The organism is Acinetobacter sp. Ac8 (assembly GCF_055392545.1).
Genome location: NZ_AP043689.1, coordinates 4,251,853 through 4,266,299 on the forward strand (window position 1 = coordinate 4,251,853; position 14,447 = coordinate 4,266,299).

Sequence of the window (14,447 nt, forward strand, 5' to 3'; positions counted from 1 at the left end):
GTTTAAATATTGAGGTTTATATTTTGAATTCAACCAGTTAAATAAACTTAACTTTATTCGCTATCCATCATTGATTGGCTCATACCGACCGTATTAAAACCAGCATCGACATATAGAATTTCACCAGTGATCCCATTTGCCCAAGGTGAGCATAGGAATAAGGCTGCATTACCAACGTCTTCAATCGTAACATTACGTTTTAACGGTGCAATTTTTTCATTGGCATCTAACATTTTACGGAAAGATTTAATCCCAGATGCCGCTAAAGTACGGATTGGACCTGCTGAAATTGCATTTACACGAATACCCTCAGCACCTAAGCTTGATGCTAAATAACGCACACCTGCTTCCAAAGATGCTTTCGCCATACCCATAACATTATAGTTTGGCATAACAGACTCTGAACCTTGGTAAGTTAAAGTCAATAAACAGCCTTGGCGAGCCAACAATAAAGGTTTTGCTGCACGTGCCATAGCAACAAAACTATAAGCGCTGATGTCATGAGCAATTTTAAAACCTTCACGATCTGTGACGTCCGTGAAATCACCATCAAGTGTATGCGCAGGTGCAAAGCCGATGGAATGTACAACACCATCCAAACCATCCCAATGCTTTGCTAATTCAGCAAATGCATGGTCAATTTCAGCATCCACAGCAACATCACAAGGGAAAACTAAAGTAGAACCGAATTGTTCTGCAAAATCATCTACACGTTTTTTTAGTTTATCGTTTGGATAAGTAAATGCGAGTTCTGCACCTTCACGATGTAATGCCTGAGCAATACCAAATGCAATGGATAATTTACTTGCAATTCCCGCGATTAAAAAGCGTTTACCTGCCAATAGTCCTTGTGCCATGAAATTCTCACCTGATCAATTTTGTAAGCATAATGCCAAGTCTTGACCCATAACTAAATTGCATAATGCATCTTTTTTTAAAAGTTTACTAAAAACATAAAAAAAGCGCACCGAATCGAGTGCGCCTTTTCAAATCTATCAATCGATATAAAGGGAATGATTAATCATCACCTTGCAACAAGCTCAATAAACGTAAGAATGAATAGTACATCCATACCAATGTTGCCAATAAAGCGATACCACATAACCATTCATAGGCTTTCGGTGCACGTTGTGCAGCAGCCGATTCAATCAAATCGAAATCCAGAATTAAGTTCAATGATGCGATCACCGCAACAAATGCAGCAAAACCAATACCTAAAATGCTGCTTTCAAATAAGAATGGAATGCTTGAACCAAAAGCCAAACGCATAATGAACTGCACCACAAAAACCAATGCAATTGCGATAGATGCTGAAATCACAATAGATTTAAATTTTTCAGTTGCACGAATAATTTGGAACTTATATAAACCAAACATCACTAAAGTTGTGATAAATGTAGCTAAAAGTGCTTGTAATGGTACGCCCGGAAACTTCAGTTGGAAGATCACTGAAACACCACCCAAAAATGCACCTTCAAAGAACGCATAAGGAATAGCTAAAACACGTGCCGTATTCGGCTTAAATGTAGCAACCAATCCAAGAATCAAACCACCAATTGCACCGACCATTGCAGCAGCATAGGCAATTCCAACATTCATTGTGGTAAAGCTATAGAAAAAAATTCCAACACCGAGTATGGCCGCAATAACAGTCAATAAAACTGATTTTTGAATTGCGCCTTGTACGGTCATTGGCTGTTCATAATCTGCATACGTTTCCGCACGCGTTAAAATTGGGTTATTACTTTGCATAGTCAATCTCTTTGTAATAATTCAAATATATATAAGGATATTAAAACGTTTTTTATGCAAACAATTTGAACTGCTTGCTATTTTTTGTAACGAGTTGTCAGAGGACATCAGCTTTAGTATAGCTTAAAAAACCAAAATGCATAGTAAAAAAAGAGGCTAAAAAGCCTCTTGTTTCAATCTGATATGTAATGAGATTTAACCACTCAGATGATTAATCTTGATTGGCAATAAAGAAATACTGACGATAATATTTAAGTTCAGCAATCGAATCGCGGATATCATCCATTGCCAAATGTGAAGCATTTTTCTTTAGACCGCTCATAATTTCAGGTCTCCAGCGTTTTGCTAACTCTTTCACTGAAGACACGTCCAAATTACGATAATGGAAGAATTGTTCAAGCTCAGGCATTAAACGGTGCATAAAACGGCGATCTTGGCAGATTGAATTACCACACATTGGCGAAGTTTTAGGATTAATCCATTTCTTCAAAAATTCTAAGGTTTGCTGCTCTGCATCTTGCGCTGTGAGTTTACTACGACGTACCCGTTCAATCAGACCTGACTGACCGTGTTGTTTGGTGTTCCATTCATCCATTGCATTGAGGATAACATCTGATTGATGCACTGCAAGCACAGGCCCTTCCGCCAAAATGTTCAAATGATCATCTGTTACAATTGTCGCAATTTCAATGATCTTATCATTATCTGTATCTAAACCTGTCATCTCTAGGTCGATCCAAATTAAGCGGGTATCCGGAGTGCTGCTCATATAGTGCAATCTTATTAGGCCAATAAAAAATGAATAGTAGCAAATTTCTTGCATCTTCGCTGTAATTCATTCGCCTGTCATGGTATTTTTGCCTTCTCATTTTTAAGGTTTTTAGGATATGAATGGCTTTAATTCGTAAACGTCGTTTAACTGAACAGCAGCAACGCCGCATTCAGAAACAACATAAAACACGTCAAGAAGAAATCGACACTTCCAATGACCTTGAAGGTCTTGTTGTTCAGCATTATGGACGACAACTCGAAGTACAAGCCCTTTCTGTTCCTACTCAACATCCGCAAAAACCCATCGTCAATGAAGGTGATCCAGAACCCTTTTGGAAACCGATTGAATTAGGCAGTGTCTGGCGCTGTCATACACGAACCAATTTAGAGCTGTTAGTGACAGGCGACAAAGTTCAGTGGCAAGCAGATCCAAATACAGGCTTAGGCATCATCACTGCCATTCATCCAAGGACATCGTTGTTAACGCGTCCCGATCGTTATCATAAAGTTAAACCTGTTGCAGCCAATATCAGTTTAATCGTCATTGTCTTTGCAACTCTGCCTGAGCCAGCACCCACGCTGATTGATCGCTATTTGGTGGCATGTGCGGATGCGGATATTCCAGTCCTTTTGGTGTTAAACAAATCAGATTTACTCAAAGAAAATGATCCTATTTTAGATCTCATTAAAGAATATCAAGACTTGGGCTATGAAGTACTGATCACTCAGTCTGAAGGTGATATTAGCGAATTAAAGCAACGACTCGACAACGAAACCGTTGCTTTCGTTGGGCAATCAGGTGTCGGCAAAAGTACCCTGATTAATGTCATCGTTCCTGATGCAGAACAGAAGACCAATATTATTTCTGAAAACTCGGCGCTCGGACAACATACAACCACCTCTACCCGTTTGATTCGTTTTGGTGAAAATGGTGCCTTGATTGACTCGCCCGGCATCCGTGAATTTGGGCTTTGGCATTTGAGTCTAGAAAAGATTGATGCGGGCTTTCCTGAAATCTCTAACTTGATTGGACATTGCCAATATCGTAATTGCACCCACACACATGAGAAACAGTGCGCAATTAAAAAAGCGGTAGAAAATGGTGAAATTCTAGCCAGACGACATGAAAGTTATTTACGTTTAATTGAAGAAATCACTGATGCGCAACAAAAAAATTAAATTTCTTCTTTGAGAACCTTGAAGCGGTGATTTTGATCACCATATATATACGCTATACTCGACGCAATTTTTGATTGTAATTAGGTGACTTGTGGAACGTTGGTTTGAGTTTATGGGGAATCACCCCTTCTTATTTGGTATTTTAGGGGTACTGGCGATCTTGTTCTTTATTTTTGAAGGACAACGCAGTGGTCGTAAGATTTCACCACAATCACTTGGTATTTTAGTGAAGGCTAAAAATGCGATGTTGATTGATTTACGCGATGCTAAAGATTTCCGTGAAGGTCATGTGAGTGGCAGTCGCAACATTCCATACAGTCAAATTGCCAGTCACATCGAAGAGTTAAAAACTGCTGACCGTCCTTTAGTATTTATCTGCAACTTAGGTCAAGTTGCAGGAAGTGCTTTACAACAAGTCGGCCATGCAGACAGCTATCGTCTTGATGGTGGTATCAGTAACTGGAAAGCCCAAGGCTTGCCATTAGTTAAAGCTAAAAAATAAGCTTAAGGAGCTCAACATGACTGCTGAAGTAAAAGTATATTCAACAACTTTTTGCCCATACTGTGTACGTGCGAAATCTCTACTTGAGCGTAAAGGTGTTGCTTTTACCGAAATCAATCTCGATGAAGAAGCACCTGAAGTTAAGACTGAGCTGATCCAGAAAACTCGACACCGTACAGTACCACAAATTTTTATTAATAATGAATTTATCGGTGGTTTTGACCAGCTTTATGCTTTAGAAAAAGCCGGCAAACTCGATGAGTTACTTGGTTAATCCACAACTTAATTAATGAATCACTTCTTAAAATTTAAGGAATAAAGAATGAGTGAAGAACAACAAGCTCAACCACAACTTGCTTTAGAACGTATTTATACAAAAGACATTTCTTTTGAAGTACCTGGGGCTCAAGTTTTTACCAAAGAATGGCAACCTGAATTAAACATCAACTTGTCTTCTGCTGCTGAAAAAGTGGATGCAACCCACTTTGAAGTGTCTTTAAAAGTTGTTGTGCAAGCGAACAATGCTGGCGATACAGCATTTATCGTCGATGTAACACAATCAGGTATTTTCTTGATTGATGGTATTGAAGAAGACCGTCTTCCATACATCTTAGGTGCTTACTGCCCGAACATTTTGTTCCCATTCTTGCGTGAAGCAGTTAATGATCTTGTAACGAAAGGTAGCTTCCCTCAATTACTTCTTACGCCAATCAATTTTGATGCAGAGTTTGAAGCAAATATGGAACGTGCCCAAGGCGCTGCTGCTGAAGGCCAAGCTTAATTTCTCAATAATTAAGTTTAAAAGACCGCACTATGCGGTCTTTTTTATATTTGATCAGATAAAAATCACCCAAACTTCACAACCGTGGGTGATGCAATTTTTTATAATTTAAACATCATAATAAGCATGAACAATAACAATGCCATTTACTCCCTTACATTTGGGCTTAGGCGCAAGCTGTAAAGCCATTGCAAATAAAAAATTTAGCTTGTTAATTTTCTCTGGTGTTCAGGTTTTGATGGATATAGAACCTCTAATTGGCATCATTCGAGGCTGGACCACACTCCATTTATATACCCATAATTTACTTGGTGCTTTGTTGATTGCTTTGCTTGCAGTCCCCATAGGTAAAGTGATGAGTGAGTTTTGCTTACGCAACTTATTCAAACAAGCAGACTGGCAGATCACATGGCAAGTGGCGACAGTCAGTGCTTTGGTCGGGAGTTTTAGTCATGTTTTTTTAGATGCGTTGATGCATGCAGATATGTATCCCTTTTATCCGCTGAGTTATTCTCAAGTTTTACTCAACATGATTCCCTACAATTTTATTTTTTATGGGAGTTTAATCAATTTTATTTTTGCCGCAATTGTTTGGCTTATCCGTGAGGAAAAATCATGATTCATCGATTGTTCTAAAGGTTAGATTAATCCGAGCCGTATGCACTTTCTTTGTTGGGGCTAAGCGGTGCAACCAATATGTTTGTGTGGTGTCTTTCATGACCAACAAACTGCCATTTTCGAGAAAAACCTCAATCTTTTCTTGGCTATTTTTATGTTTAAAGGCAAATTTTCGAACTGCGCCTAGGCTTAAAGATGCAATTGCACCATTCTTTTTTAGATCTGTTTCACCATCACTGTGCCATGCCATACCCTCTTCACCTGTATGGTAAAGATTCAGCAAACAAGAATTAAATGTTTCACCCGTGATCAATTCAATCTGTTTTTTCAGTTCGAGTAATTCTTCAATCCATGGTAAGGCATATTTGGAGCTATTTGAATAAGTGTATTCAAAAGCACGATCTCCATACCAAGCCACTTTCCGTTTGGTGATGATCTTTTTGCCAAAAATAATCGCTTGGTCATTTTGCCATTCAATATGCGTTAGCAGTTGCTCAAAATAATCATTGGCGATGGCTTCATCCATGATTTTTCCGAAATAATTCACTGTTCCATCTTGTGGAAGCAAGTTCTCTTGGGGATCGGTTAGAAACTCAAGTTGTTGCATTTTTCCATTTCACATAGGCTGATTTCATACAATGTCCACACGGGCGAAATTGCAATGCCAAGGCTTCGGCTTCACTACTAAAGAACACCCGATTGGCTTTTAACATACGCTTGCCCGAACCACAGTTTAAACGTCCATAAATTTTTAGCTTTTGGTTGCCTGCAAATAAAATTTCAGCATTCCTGATTTTTCGATATAACGCCAAACGCTCAATGTCATCATGCTTAATCATCATTTAACTCACAGCATCATGAAAAATAATCCCCAATGTATAACGCTCCCCTGTACGCACCTGACTGACAGCATGCTTCATATTGACTCGATAATAGCCATGAGTGCTTTTCTTGGGTCTAAACTGCGTGGTAAAAATTAACACATCCCCTTGATCAGGTTGTAAAACAATGGCTTTTGACTGTGCTCGTGGTACTTGCTCAGTCAACACCAACTCACCACCGGTAAAATCGCTATTGGCTTGACTAAGAACAAATACCATTTGGATCGGAAAATAGAACTCGCCATATAGATCTTGATGTAAGGTATTAAACCCATCTTGCTGATAGTACAAAATCAAAACAGTGGCCTTATTTTGACCCGCTTGTTGGCATTGTTGTAAAAATTCAAAATGTGAATCTGGATATTGTCGATCCAACTTTAAAGCATCAGACCAAGCATTGGCGATAGGAACCAGATACGGATAAAACTGAGTTCGAAGCTGTTGAAGCAAGTTTGGTAGTGGATAATTAAAATATTTATACTCGCCATATCCAAAACGATGTTGCTGCATAGTGACGGTTTTTCGATACAGTTGTTGATGGTTATAATGACTTTTGATCAACTCACACAATTCATCAGATAAAAAGTCTTTAAGGATTGAGTAGCCTTGCATATGCATCTGAGCACGGATTGACTCCCAATCTAAACCCTCAATTTTATTGAGCAACGCTGTTGCTTGTTGTGAATTAAACGCTGGCATGTACTTGCACACCTTCCCAGCCAATCATAGCGGCTTTACGTGTTTTACCCCAATGGTATTCACCTAAAACACCTGTCGCTTGAATCACACGATGACATGGAATTAAAAAAGCCACTGGATTATTGCCAATCGCAGTACCGACTGCACGGGAAGCTTTTGGATTTCCAATCTGTTCAGCAAGATCTGCATAGGTTGCCAATTGCCCCATCGGGATTTTAAGCAAACTCTCCCAAACTTTAAGCTGGAAATCAGTGCCTTTTAGATGCAGCTTAATTTGGCTCCATGGTTTTTGTTCAGATGAGAAAATGGCCAAAGCATGTTCATGCAAGGCATCTGCTTGCTGATAAAATCTTGCTTTAGGAAATTTTTCAACGAGTGCACTATAGGCATCTTGCTCATGCTCCACAAAAGACATAAAACAAATCCCTTTGGCTGTTGAAGCCACTAAAACCATTCCAAAGCGTGTTTCAGCATACTGGTAGTGGATGGTTAAGTTTTCCCCACCACTTTTGTATTCAGCAGGTGTCATGCCTTCAATTTGTATAAATAGATCATGCAAACGACTGGTGCTCGATAGTCCTGTGTCATAAGTCGCATCAAATACCGAATGCTCTTGTTTTAACAAGTTTTTTGCATGTTCAATACTAATATATTGCAAGAACTTCTTCGGACTGGTTCCAGCCCATTCTGTAAATAAACGTTGAAAATGTGCAGGGCTTAAATGAATATGCGCAGCCACCTCATCTAAATTCGGTTGTGCTTTAAAATTGTGTTTAATGTATTCAATGGCTTTTGCAATACGTTCAAACTGATGGTGCTGTTGCATCGCATTTCTCCTCACTTTTCTCCATCTAACTTAACAGTTGTTATGCAATGAGCAAATCCGAATCGTGCTGAGTTTAGTGATTTAATATCGTTTAAAAATCTCCTCACAATAAAAAACCGTTAGTCATTAAAACTAACGGCTTTTAAATGGATAAATCTATTCTTTGAAATTACGTTCGTCAAAAAACAAGTAGTCCATACGCAATCTATATAAATTTACCTGATTCTTTGTATTATTGAATCGTACATGGTCGATCTATCGTGTGGCGACATGGATGTCGCTGTTGGGCCGGGGTACAGGACGTACCCCTCGCCCAACGGAAGATTTTTGTCACCTTTTCATCTCTGAAAAGTGAGGCATCGCCTACGCAAAGCTATTTAAACTTTAATTGTAAAGTGTGGCATTGCAAGCGTTATAACCATATGAATCACGTTAATGAAAGTATATAAATATATGATTTATAATTTTGACCTTATTTATAAATCATCTAAATGCATATTTGCGCAATAAGACTATTGATAGATCTTATGCCCTTGATCACGTATTTCAGCAATTTTCTTGCCTTCCATTTTGGCATGATCTAAATGACCGCCTTTGACTAGCGCTTGAGTCTTATCAATTTGCGCAATCAATTGATCATATAACTGAGTCGAAGTCGGTGCACTGGCATCACCACGACCTTTAAGTTTGACTTTTTTAGCGTCCGTTGCAGCAGCACGCATATTATCTAAAGCTTTATTTGCTTCAGCAGCATTATTGGTTTGATTAAATGCTTTATAGTTTTTACCTAATGCCTGCATATTTTGTTGTAGCGTTGCAGCAAAAGTCATTGAGCTGAAACCTAAAGCAGAAATCATCATGACGGTGGCTAAAGTTTTTTTGATCATTATGATCTTCCTTAAAACTGTGGCTATTGTTGGGTGTAAAAAAGCCCATTGTGGCTATTGTCCATTTCCAAGATTAAACATAGTTTAAAAGCACAAAAAATAGCAAATAAAAATGCAACGAATTCGTTGCATTTTTATATTCAGAAATAATCAGAGAAAGGCTTAAATTGGTTCAATCTCATGGTGTAAGGCATCGTGGATCGCTTCAACCAATTGTTGTGCAATCTCTTGTTTCGAGGCTTTCTCTAAATCACGCTTTTCCATCTGATACTGTTCTGCAAAAAACACGGTCATTGCATTTTGATCAGAAGCAAAACCAATATCAGCACGCGAGACATCATTGCAGGCAATCATATCGAGTTTTTTTGCAACCAGTTTTCCTGCTGCATATTCCTCTACATTCCGAGTTTCAGCCGCAAAACCCACCATAAATGGGCGCTTTGACTGTTGCGCAATGGTCGCCACAATATCAGGGTTTTTCACCAACGAAACATTCAGCTCATCACCCGCTTTCTTAATCTTATGTTCCGCAACTTCTGCCACACGATAGTCAGCGACAGCCGCAGTTGCAATAAACACGTCACAGCCTTCCTCAAGCTGATGCATGCTTTCATCAAGCATTTTTATCGCAGAAGAAACATTGATACGACGCACGCCATTCGGAGTATCCAAACTGACTGGACCAGCCAATAGTGTCACTTTCGCCCCTGCTGAATAACAGGCTGCTGCAATGGCAAAGCCCATTTTCCCTGTACTGTGATTGGAAATATAACGTACAGGATCAATCGCTTCACGTGTTGGTCCCGCAGTAATCACTACACGTTTTCCAGCAAGCAAGCCAAACTTCTCAGCAATCGCACGTTGTGCTTGATGGAAGTAGTTTTTAACTTGTTCAGCTAAATCTTCAGGTTCAGGCATACGCCCTAAACCGACATCACCACAAGCTTGCGAACCCGCTTCAGGCATAATCACATGTACGCCATCTTCAACTAAGGTATTCAGATTACGTTGTGTCGGCTTAGCTGCCCACATTTGCTGATTCATTGCAGGCGCAACCCAAACAGGTGCTTTGGTTGCCAAATACAAAGTACTGAGCAAGTCGTCAGCCAAACCCGCGGCGAACTTTGCGATGGTGTCACAACTTGCAGGTGCAACTAAAATCAAATCGGCCCAACGCGCCAATTCAATATGCCCCATTCCCGCTTCTGCTTCAGGGTCTAATAACTCAGTATGAACAGGATTTCCGGATAAGGCCTGAAAAGTTAAAGGGGTAATAAATGCCTGTGCACCTTTGGTCATTACCACGCGTACATTAAAGCCATAATCCTTTAAACGACGTACCAGGATTGCACTTTTATAGGCGGCAATACCGCCTGTTACAGCGAGGATAATATTTTTATTAGAAAATACACTGAGATCAAAACTCACTATCAGGCTACCTTTCAGTTGCAGTGGCGCTCACAATATCATTAAATAGTCTATCTCCCAAGTCATTCAAGGGAGAAAAATCAGAAGTAAAATAATTTTAAAATGTGAAAAATAATGAATCATTCAATCAAACAATGGCCTGAACAAGAACGTCCACGTGAAAGATTACTCTTACAAGGGGCGCACAGCTTATCTGATGCAGAATTACTTGCGATTTTTCTACGCTCAGGCTCAAAACAACACTCCGCTGTTGAATTAGCGCGCTTGCTCATTCAACATTTTGGTCATTTAAATGCTGTATTTGATTCGTCTTTAGACGATTTAAAACAGTTTCATGGCATTGGCGAAAGCAAGTATTCACAACTCATGGCAGTGAAAGAACTGGGACGGCGTTACTTGAAACATCAACTAAGCCAAGGTTTAGACTTGAGTCGTTCTGATTTAATCCGAGATTATTTACGTTATGAATTGATCGGAGAATCTCAAGAAGTTTTTGCCGTACTGTGTTTAGACAGCCAGTTACGTAAATTGAGTTTTAAAAAACTATTTTATGGTTCAATCAATTACTGCAATATTTCCATCAATCAATTATTACGATATGTCATACAAAAACATGCGACTTTTATCGTTATTGCCCATAATCACCCTAAAGGTTTTGCCAAACCTTCACGTGAAGATTACGATTTAACTCAAGAAATATTAAAAGCCTGTCAACTGCTTGAAATAGAATTATTGGATCATATGATCATTGCTGCTGAGCAAAGCTACTCCTTTGCTGAACACGGACTCATCAAACCCAAAACTTTCCCTACAAATGTGATTGACAAGCACCTTTGAAGCGGTGAAGATCACTAAAAAATATAGATTTAAAAGTATGATTGTCCGCGATCAAAACGATACCCTTAAAATATTACTCTCTTGGCGTGGTACGATTTTACCCAAAGTGCTGCCACCGCTTGGTTTTGTGATGCTGATTTCTGCAATTGTAGGTGGCATTGAGTATACCAATTTATATCGTTTTCCAGAATTACCCTTGGTTGGCTTTACCCTGATTGGTGTGGTGCTTTCTATTTTTCTAGGCTTTAAAAATACCGCCTGTTATGACCGTTGGTGGGAAGCGCGTAAACTTTGGGGAATGCTGATCGCCAATGCGCGTCACTTTGACCGTGATTGTCGTATATTCCCTCAAGGGCGTCGTGAACGGATCATTCAACATGTGATTGTATTTGCAAACTTATTAAGAGATCGTCTGAGACATCAAACAGCAAATCCAGATGCGCTGGTAGAAACCAGTGGTATGAGTCAACAAGCACTGACACAGTTGTATCAACAAACCAATGCGCCGCAATACACGCTGAGTTTGATCCAATGGGAATTGATGCAAGCGCTCAAAGAAGGCGAAATTTCCGACATTATCTATACCCAATTAAATGAACATGTGAATGAGCTCAGTTTGGTACAAACCGGTTGTGACCGTATTGCAACCACACCTTTGCCTTTTGCTTATTCAGTTTTATTGAATCGTACGGTCTATTTTTTCTGCTTTATGCTGCCCTTTAGCTTAGGTTCATTACTGGGTTTAGCAACACCTTTGCTGGTGGGTATTTTAGCCTATACTTTTCTGGGGCTAGATGCTTTAAGTACCGAGATAGAAGAACCTTTTGGTACACAAAGTAATGATTTACCTTTAGATTCGATGGTGAGAATGATTGAAATTGAATTATTGGGAACTCTTGGGAAACCAACTCCTCCACCAATTCAAGCCCATGATCACAATTTACTTTAATGCATCAATTTCTGATTTTATTGCCCTTTTTAAAGAGAAGTTAAAGTAACGGTCGAGCACTGAAAATGAAATATGTGGTTATCTTTAAGGCACAGATCAATACGCTTGATCAACAGTATTTTCAAACTGCACAACTTTTACGAGAGAAAGCATTAAGCCAGTTTAACTGTCAAAAATTTGAGTCTCTTTGTGAAAATGATTTTGAAATTGCACTTTCTTATTGGAATACACTTGCAGATATCCAGGCTTGGCATAAAGATGCAGAACATCAAGCAGCTCAACGAATTGGTAAACAGCAGTGGTATAAAAAATTTAGTGTTGAGATTTGCCAAATTCAAAAAAGCTATTAGCACTAGATCACTTAAAAATCGGTCTATTTATGAAGGTAGATACTAAAAAATAGAATCAAGATAATCCCATTCGATCTGGTTCAGTTTCTAGCGCACTTCAAATTCAGATTCAGCTGGGTCAAAACGCCAAGTACGTACAATCCGCAGTTCAGAAATATCTTTCATTTTTGAATCAAAACGTCCAAAAGGTGCCCCTTTACGCACTGAGTTTTTGGCAGCTTCATCGAGGATTGAATGGCCTGAGCTTTCAATCAATCGTATAGCACGAATCCCACCCTCATTATTGAGAATGACCATTAAACGGACCTCACCCGAAAGACGCTGCTGTTTGGCAAGATCTGGGTAATATCGGTTTCCATACATCTCAACTTTTTCACGAAATTTATCTAAATATCCAGCAGATGCATCTTGTTTGGCTTGAATACCATCTAAGGTTTTAATTTTTTGTTGTTTACTAAAATTTTGTTGTTTCTGTAAATATTGAGCTTCTAAACTCGCCACCATTGCCGTTTTAGCCTGCATCTGGCTCTGCAACTCTTCCATGGCCTTTTTACGATCGTTTTGTTCGGCCTGCTTTTGCCAGCTAAGAACCGTCATTAATACTTTTTCTTCGAATTTCAATTCTCGTTTTTGCTGTATTTGTTCTAAAGCTTCCAGTTGCTGATCACCCGCACTCTTGTCTTCTGCTTGCGCTGGCATATCACTTGAAATACGATGCTCTTTACGGAATGTTCCAGAACCATGCTGATTTGCTTGTGCTAAAAAATCTGCATCTTTAACTTCATCTTCACTTGGGCGAATACTGATTGCGATTTCTTTTGTGCTGGTATTATTTTCTTGTGGCATTCCAAATTGAACAGATAAAAAAAGTACATGTGCAATGACAGCTGCAGAAACAGCTCCAACAAATAATGCGTCTTGCCACCAATACTCAGAATGCTGTGTATTGGCAAATAATTTTTTTATCATGACATTAATCCGACAAAATTCCCCAATCGCCAAATTTAAAATTTATTAAAATAAGTTTAACTTTACATTATTCACAAACTTTGTGACTTATTTAGTAAAAGTAAAAACGTAATTTTAAAACACTCAAAATGGTGCAATGTTTTTTGTTAAACTGCAATCGTTAGACTTGTATTTTTTTAATAATCGACAAGTTTATCGCCTTAAAAAATGATGATGATTTGGGACAATACTTATGCCGACGCTACTTTCTAACATTGTTAAACGTATTCGACAAGTATACCAAAAAGCAGAAGGTTTTATAGAAGAAGAACGCGAGTTTCCAGTATCACAAGTATTTTTAAATGCGACCTTTAAACGTTTTGTCACCGACAACGTCAAAATTTTAGAAGATTTACATGCCGACCTGCATGATGATTGGCTAAAACTTTATGCCACACTCAATGTCAAAGGCATGCATTTGGTTCTTTCTGTGGATCTTAAGTTAGTTCAAATGGAACTCAACAAAGATATGCAGTTGATTGTTTTTGAACAAATCAGCAACACCCAAGTGATCGAAGCCAGCTATCCCAGTGTTTGGTATAAGATGGGCGTAAATACTGCTTTATTCTTCTATCAAAAAGTACTAAAAAAAGATCCTTTGGGGATGATCCTAGAAAAATTTAATGTCATTACCGTAAAAGATGAATTACTTCATTTAGACCTGAATCGTTGGTTAGGAAAAAATCGTTCTATTATGGACACATTAAACAAAGTCCATGTGAATCATGCAGAATTACGTGAAACTGAGTTGGTGGTGATTGGTAATGTAAACCTAACCGCTTTATTGAGTAAATTTAGGGAAGATAAAGACCCAGACTGGGACGAAGATGATTATCTTGAAACTGAAGTTACACCGATTGAGCAAAAGAGTTAAGTCTCAAATTGCAGATTAGATTTCAAGTTATCGCAATCAAAATGTATACATAAATTCACAGGATTAGCAATAAAGTAGATATTTTCTCTTTAATTACACCGCATA

The 14,447-nt window shown here is 38.7% G+C and carries 19 protein-coding genes; 9 read left to right on the forward strand and 10 right to left on the reverse strand.

Features of this window, described 5'->3' with window-relative positions; translation table 11 throughout:
• Window positions 1-53: 53 nt before the first annotated feature.
• The 3 genes from ACZ5QH_RS20130 to orn all read right to left on the reverse strand — a co-directional run bounded on the left by ACZ5QH_RS20130 (window position 54) and on the right by orn (window position 2,521).
• Window positions 54-857 (reverse strand): enoyl-ACP reductase FabI, encoded by an 804-nt coding sequence (locus ACZ5QH_RS20130; RefSeq protein WP_004725837.1) that lies wholly within the window; start codon window positions 855-857, stop codon window positions 54-56.
• A gap of 160 nt (window positions 858-1,017) precedes the next feature.
• A complete protein-coding gene (locus ACZ5QH_RS20135; protein ID WP_004816949.1) occupies window positions 1,018-1,752 on the reverse strand; it encodes a Bax inhibitor-1/YccA family protein in 735 nt (244 codons plus the stop codon).
• A 211-nt stretch (window positions 1,753-1,963) separates the two neighbouring features.
• Window positions 1,964-2,521: an oligoribonuclease gene (gene orn / locus ACZ5QH_RS20140; RefSeq protein ID WP_004725833.1), complete on the reverse strand. Its 558-nt coding sequence runs from the start codon at window positions 2,519-2,521 to the stop codon at window positions 1,964-1,966.
• A 122-nt stretch (window positions 2,522-2,643) separates the two neighbouring features.
• Here orn and rsgA point away from each other — a divergent pair, with 122 nt between their 5' ends.
• From rsgA to ACZ5QH_RS20165, 5 genes are all read left to right on the forward strand, one after another.
• Window positions 2,644-3,702, forward strand: coding sequence for a small ribosomal subunit biogenesis GTPase RsgA (rsgA, locus tag ACZ5QH_RS20145; protein WP_004725830.1), 1,059 nt, complete (start codon window positions 2,644-2,646; stop codon window positions 3,700-3,702).
• Window positions 3,703-3,793: 91 nt separating this feature from the next.
• On the forward strand, window positions 3,794-4,204 hold the full coding sequence (locus ACZ5QH_RS20150; protein ID WP_004725828.1) for a rhodanese-like domain-containing protein: 411 nt from the start codon (window positions 3,794-3,796) through the stop codon (window positions 4,202-4,204).
• 16 nt (window positions 4,205-4,220) lie between these two features.
• On the forward strand, window positions 4,221-4,478 hold the full coding sequence (gene grxC / locus ACZ5QH_RS20155) for a glutaredoxin 3 (protein ID WP_004725827.1): 258 nt from the start codon (window positions 4,221-4,223) through the stop codon (window positions 4,476-4,478).
• A 48-nt stretch (window positions 4,479-4,526) separates the two neighbouring features.
• A complete protein-coding gene (gene secB / locus ACZ5QH_RS20160; RefSeq protein ID WP_004725824.1) occupies window positions 4,527-4,985 on the forward strand; it encodes a protein-export chaperone SecB in 459 nt (152 codons plus the stop codon).
• A 139-nt stretch (window positions 4,986-5,124) separates the two neighbouring features.
• Window positions 5,125-5,604 carry a DUF4184 family protein gene (locus ACZ5QH_RS20165; protein ID WP_151802576.1) on the forward strand — a complete coding sequence of 160 codons (480 nt, stop codon included), beginning with the start codon at window positions 5,125-5,127 and terminating at the stop codon, window positions 5,602-5,604.
• Here ACZ5QH_RS20165 and ACZ5QH_RS20170 read toward each other — a convergent pair.
• The 6 genes from ACZ5QH_RS20170 to coaBC all read right to left on the reverse strand — a co-directional run bounded on the left by ACZ5QH_RS20170 (window position 5,599) and on the right by coaBC (window position 10,324).
• Window positions 5,599-6,210 (reverse strand): alpha-ketoglutarate-dependent dioxygenase AlkB family protein, encoded by a 612-nt coding sequence (locus tag ACZ5QH_RS20170; RefSeq protein WP_303577400.1) that lies wholly within the window; start codon window positions 6,208-6,210, stop codon window positions 5,599-5,601. The two genes, ACZ5QH_RS20165 and ACZ5QH_RS20170, sit on opposite strands and share 6 nt — an antisense overlap.
• Window positions 6,197-6,442, reverse strand: coding sequence for an Ada metal-binding domain-containing protein (locus ACZ5QH_RS20175; protein ID WP_056512381.1), 246 nt, complete (start codon window positions 6,440-6,442; stop codon window positions 6,197-6,199). The genes ACZ5QH_RS20170 and ACZ5QH_RS20175 overlap by 14 nt, the downstream gene beginning before the upstream one ends.
• Window positions 6,443-6,445: 3 nt before the next feature.
• Window positions 6,446-7,183, reverse strand: a complete 738-nt coding sequence (locus tag ACZ5QH_RS20180) for a 2OG-Fe(II) oxygenase (protein ID WP_303577401.1) — start codon at window positions 7,181-7,183, stop codon at window positions 6,446-6,448.
• On the reverse strand, window positions 7,170-8,009 hold the full coding sequence (locus tag ACZ5QH_RS20185) for a bifunctional transcriptional activator/DNA repair enzyme AdaA (RefSeq protein ID WP_151957008.1): 840 nt from the start codon (window positions 8,007-8,009) through the stop codon (window positions 7,170-7,172). Before ACZ5QH_RS20185 ends, ACZ5QH_RS20180 begins: the two co-directional genes overlap by 14 nt.
• A 512-nt stretch (window positions 8,010-8,521) precedes the next feature.
• A complete protein-coding gene (locus tag ACZ5QH_RS20190) occupies window positions 8,522-8,896 on the reverse strand; it encodes a cytochrome b562 (protein WP_004725812.1) in 375 nt (124 codons plus the stop codon).
• A 162-nt stretch (window positions 8,897-9,058) separates the two neighbouring features.
• The gene (gene coaBC / locus ACZ5QH_RS20195) at window positions 9,059-10,324 is read right to left on the reverse strand and encodes a bifunctional phosphopantothenoylcysteine decarboxylase/phosphopantothenate--cysteine ligase CoaBC (protein WP_004816940.1); all 1,266 of its coding nucleotides are present in this window, start codon (window positions 10,322-10,324) and stop codon (window positions 9,059-9,061) included.
• 114 nt (window positions 10,325-10,438) lie between these two features.
• Here coaBC and radC point away from each other — a divergent pair, with 114 nt between their 5' ends.
• From radC to ACZ5QH_RS20210, 3 genes are all read left to right on the forward strand, one after another.
• Window positions 10,439-11,161 carry a RadC family protein gene (gene radC, locus ACZ5QH_RS20200; RefSeq protein WP_303577402.1) on the forward strand — a complete coding sequence of 241 codons (723 nt, stop codon included), beginning with the start codon at window positions 10,439-10,441 and terminating at the stop codon, window positions 11,159-11,161.
• A gap of 37 nt (window positions 11,162-11,198) precedes the next feature.
• Entirely contained in the window at window positions 11,199-12,110 is a 912-nt protein-coding gene (locus tag ACZ5QH_RS20205) for a bestrophin family protein (RefSeq protein WP_004725806.1), read from the forward strand.
• 65 nt (window positions 12,111-12,175) lie between these two features.
• The gene (locus ACZ5QH_RS20210) at window positions 12,176-12,460 is read left to right on the forward strand and encodes an antibiotic biosynthesis monooxygenase family protein (RefSeq protein ID WP_303577403.1); all 285 of its coding nucleotides are present in this window, start codon (window positions 12,176-12,178) and stop codon (window positions 12,458-12,460) included.
• Between the two features lie 87 nt (window positions 12,461-12,547).
• Here the strand turns inward: ACZ5QH_RS20210 and ACZ5QH_RS20215 are convergent, their stop codons facing one another.
• Entirely contained in the window at window positions 12,548-13,429 is an 882-nt protein-coding gene (locus ACZ5QH_RS20215) for an energy transducer TonB (RefSeq protein WP_239044832.1), read from the reverse strand.
• Window positions 13,430-13,661: 232 nt separating this feature from the next.
• On the opposite strand from ACZ5QH_RS20215, the gene ACZ5QH_RS20220 reads away from it, so the two are divergent.
• Window positions 13,662-14,342 (forward strand): hypothetical protein, encoded by a 681-nt coding sequence (locus ACZ5QH_RS20220; protein ID WP_239044831.1) that lies wholly within the window; start codon window positions 13,662-13,664, stop codon window positions 14,340-14,342.
• Window positions 14,343-14,447 lie beyond the last annotated feature (105 nt).

What these genes read in the sequence shown, in the direction of transcription:
- ACZ5QH_RS20130 (WP_004725837.1), bottom strand. Translation starts at nt 857, where the DNA reads ATGGCACAAGGACTATTGGCAGGTAAACGCTTTTTAATCGCGGGAATT.
- ACZ5QH_RS20135 (WP_004816949.1), bottom strand. Translation starts at nt 1,752, where the DNA reads ATGCAAAGTAATAACCCAATTTTAACGCGTGCGGAAACGTATGCAGAT.
- orn (WP_004725833.1), bottom strand. Translation starts at nt 2,521, where the DNA reads ATGAGCAGCACTCCGGATACCCGCTTAATTTGGATCGACCTAGAGATG.
- rsgA (WP_004725830.1), top strand. Translation starts at nt 2,644, where the DNA reads ATGGCTTTAATTCGTAAACGTCGTTTAACTGAACAGCAGCAACGCCGC.
- grxC (WP_004725827.1), top strand. Translation starts at nt 4,221, where the DNA reads ATGACTGCTGAAGTAAAAGTATATTCAACAACTTTTTGCCCATACTGT.
- secB (WP_004725824.1), top strand. Translation starts at nt 4,527, where the DNA reads ATGAGTGAAGAACAACAAGCTCAACCACAACTTGCTTTAGAACGTATT.
- ACZ5QH_RS20165 (WP_151802576.1), top strand. Translation starts at nt 5,125, where the DNA reads ATGCCATTTACTCCCTTACATTTGGGCTTAGGCGCAAGCTGTAAAGCC.
- ACZ5QH_RS20170 (WP_303577400.1), bottom strand. Translation starts at nt 6,210, where the DNA reads ATGCAACAACTTGAGTTTCTAACCGATCCCCAAGAGAACTTGCTTCCA.
- ACZ5QH_RS20175 (WP_056512381.1), bottom strand. Translation starts at nt 6,442, where the DNA reads ATGATTAAGCATGATGACATTGAGCGTTTGGCGTTATATCGAAAAATC.
- ACZ5QH_RS20180 (WP_303577401.1), bottom strand. Translation starts at nt 7,183, where the DNA reads ATGCCAGCGTTTAATTCACAACAAGCAACAGCGTTGCTCAATAAAATT.
- ACZ5QH_RS20185 (WP_151957008.1), bottom strand. Translation starts at nt 8,009, where the DNA reads ATGCAACAGCACCATCAGTTTGAACGTATTGCAAAAGCCATTGAATAC.
- ACZ5QH_RS20190 (WP_004725812.1), bottom strand. Translation starts at nt 8,896, where the DNA reads ATGATCAAAAAAACTTTAGCCACCGTCATGATGATTTCTGCTTTAGGT.
- radC (WP_303577402.1), top strand. Translation starts at nt 10,439, where the DNA reads ATGAATCATTCAATCAAACAATGGCCTGAACAAGAACGTCCACGTGAA.
- ACZ5QH_RS20205 (WP_004725806.1), top strand. Translation starts at nt 11,199, where the DNA reads ATGATTGTCCGCGATCAAAACGATACCCTTAAAATATTACTCTCTTGG.
- ACZ5QH_RS20210 (WP_303577403.1), top strand. Translation starts at nt 12,176, where the DNA reads ATGAAATATGTGGTTATCTTTAAGGCACAGATCAATACGCTTGATCAA.
- ACZ5QH_RS20215 (WP_239044832.1), bottom strand. Translation starts at nt 13,429, where the DNA reads ATGATAAAAAAATTATTTGCCAATACACAGCATTCTGAGTATTGGTGG.
- ACZ5QH_RS20220 (WP_239044831.1), top strand. Translation starts at nt 13,662, where the DNA reads ATGCCGACGCTACTTTCTAACATTGTTAAACGTATTCGACAAGTATAC.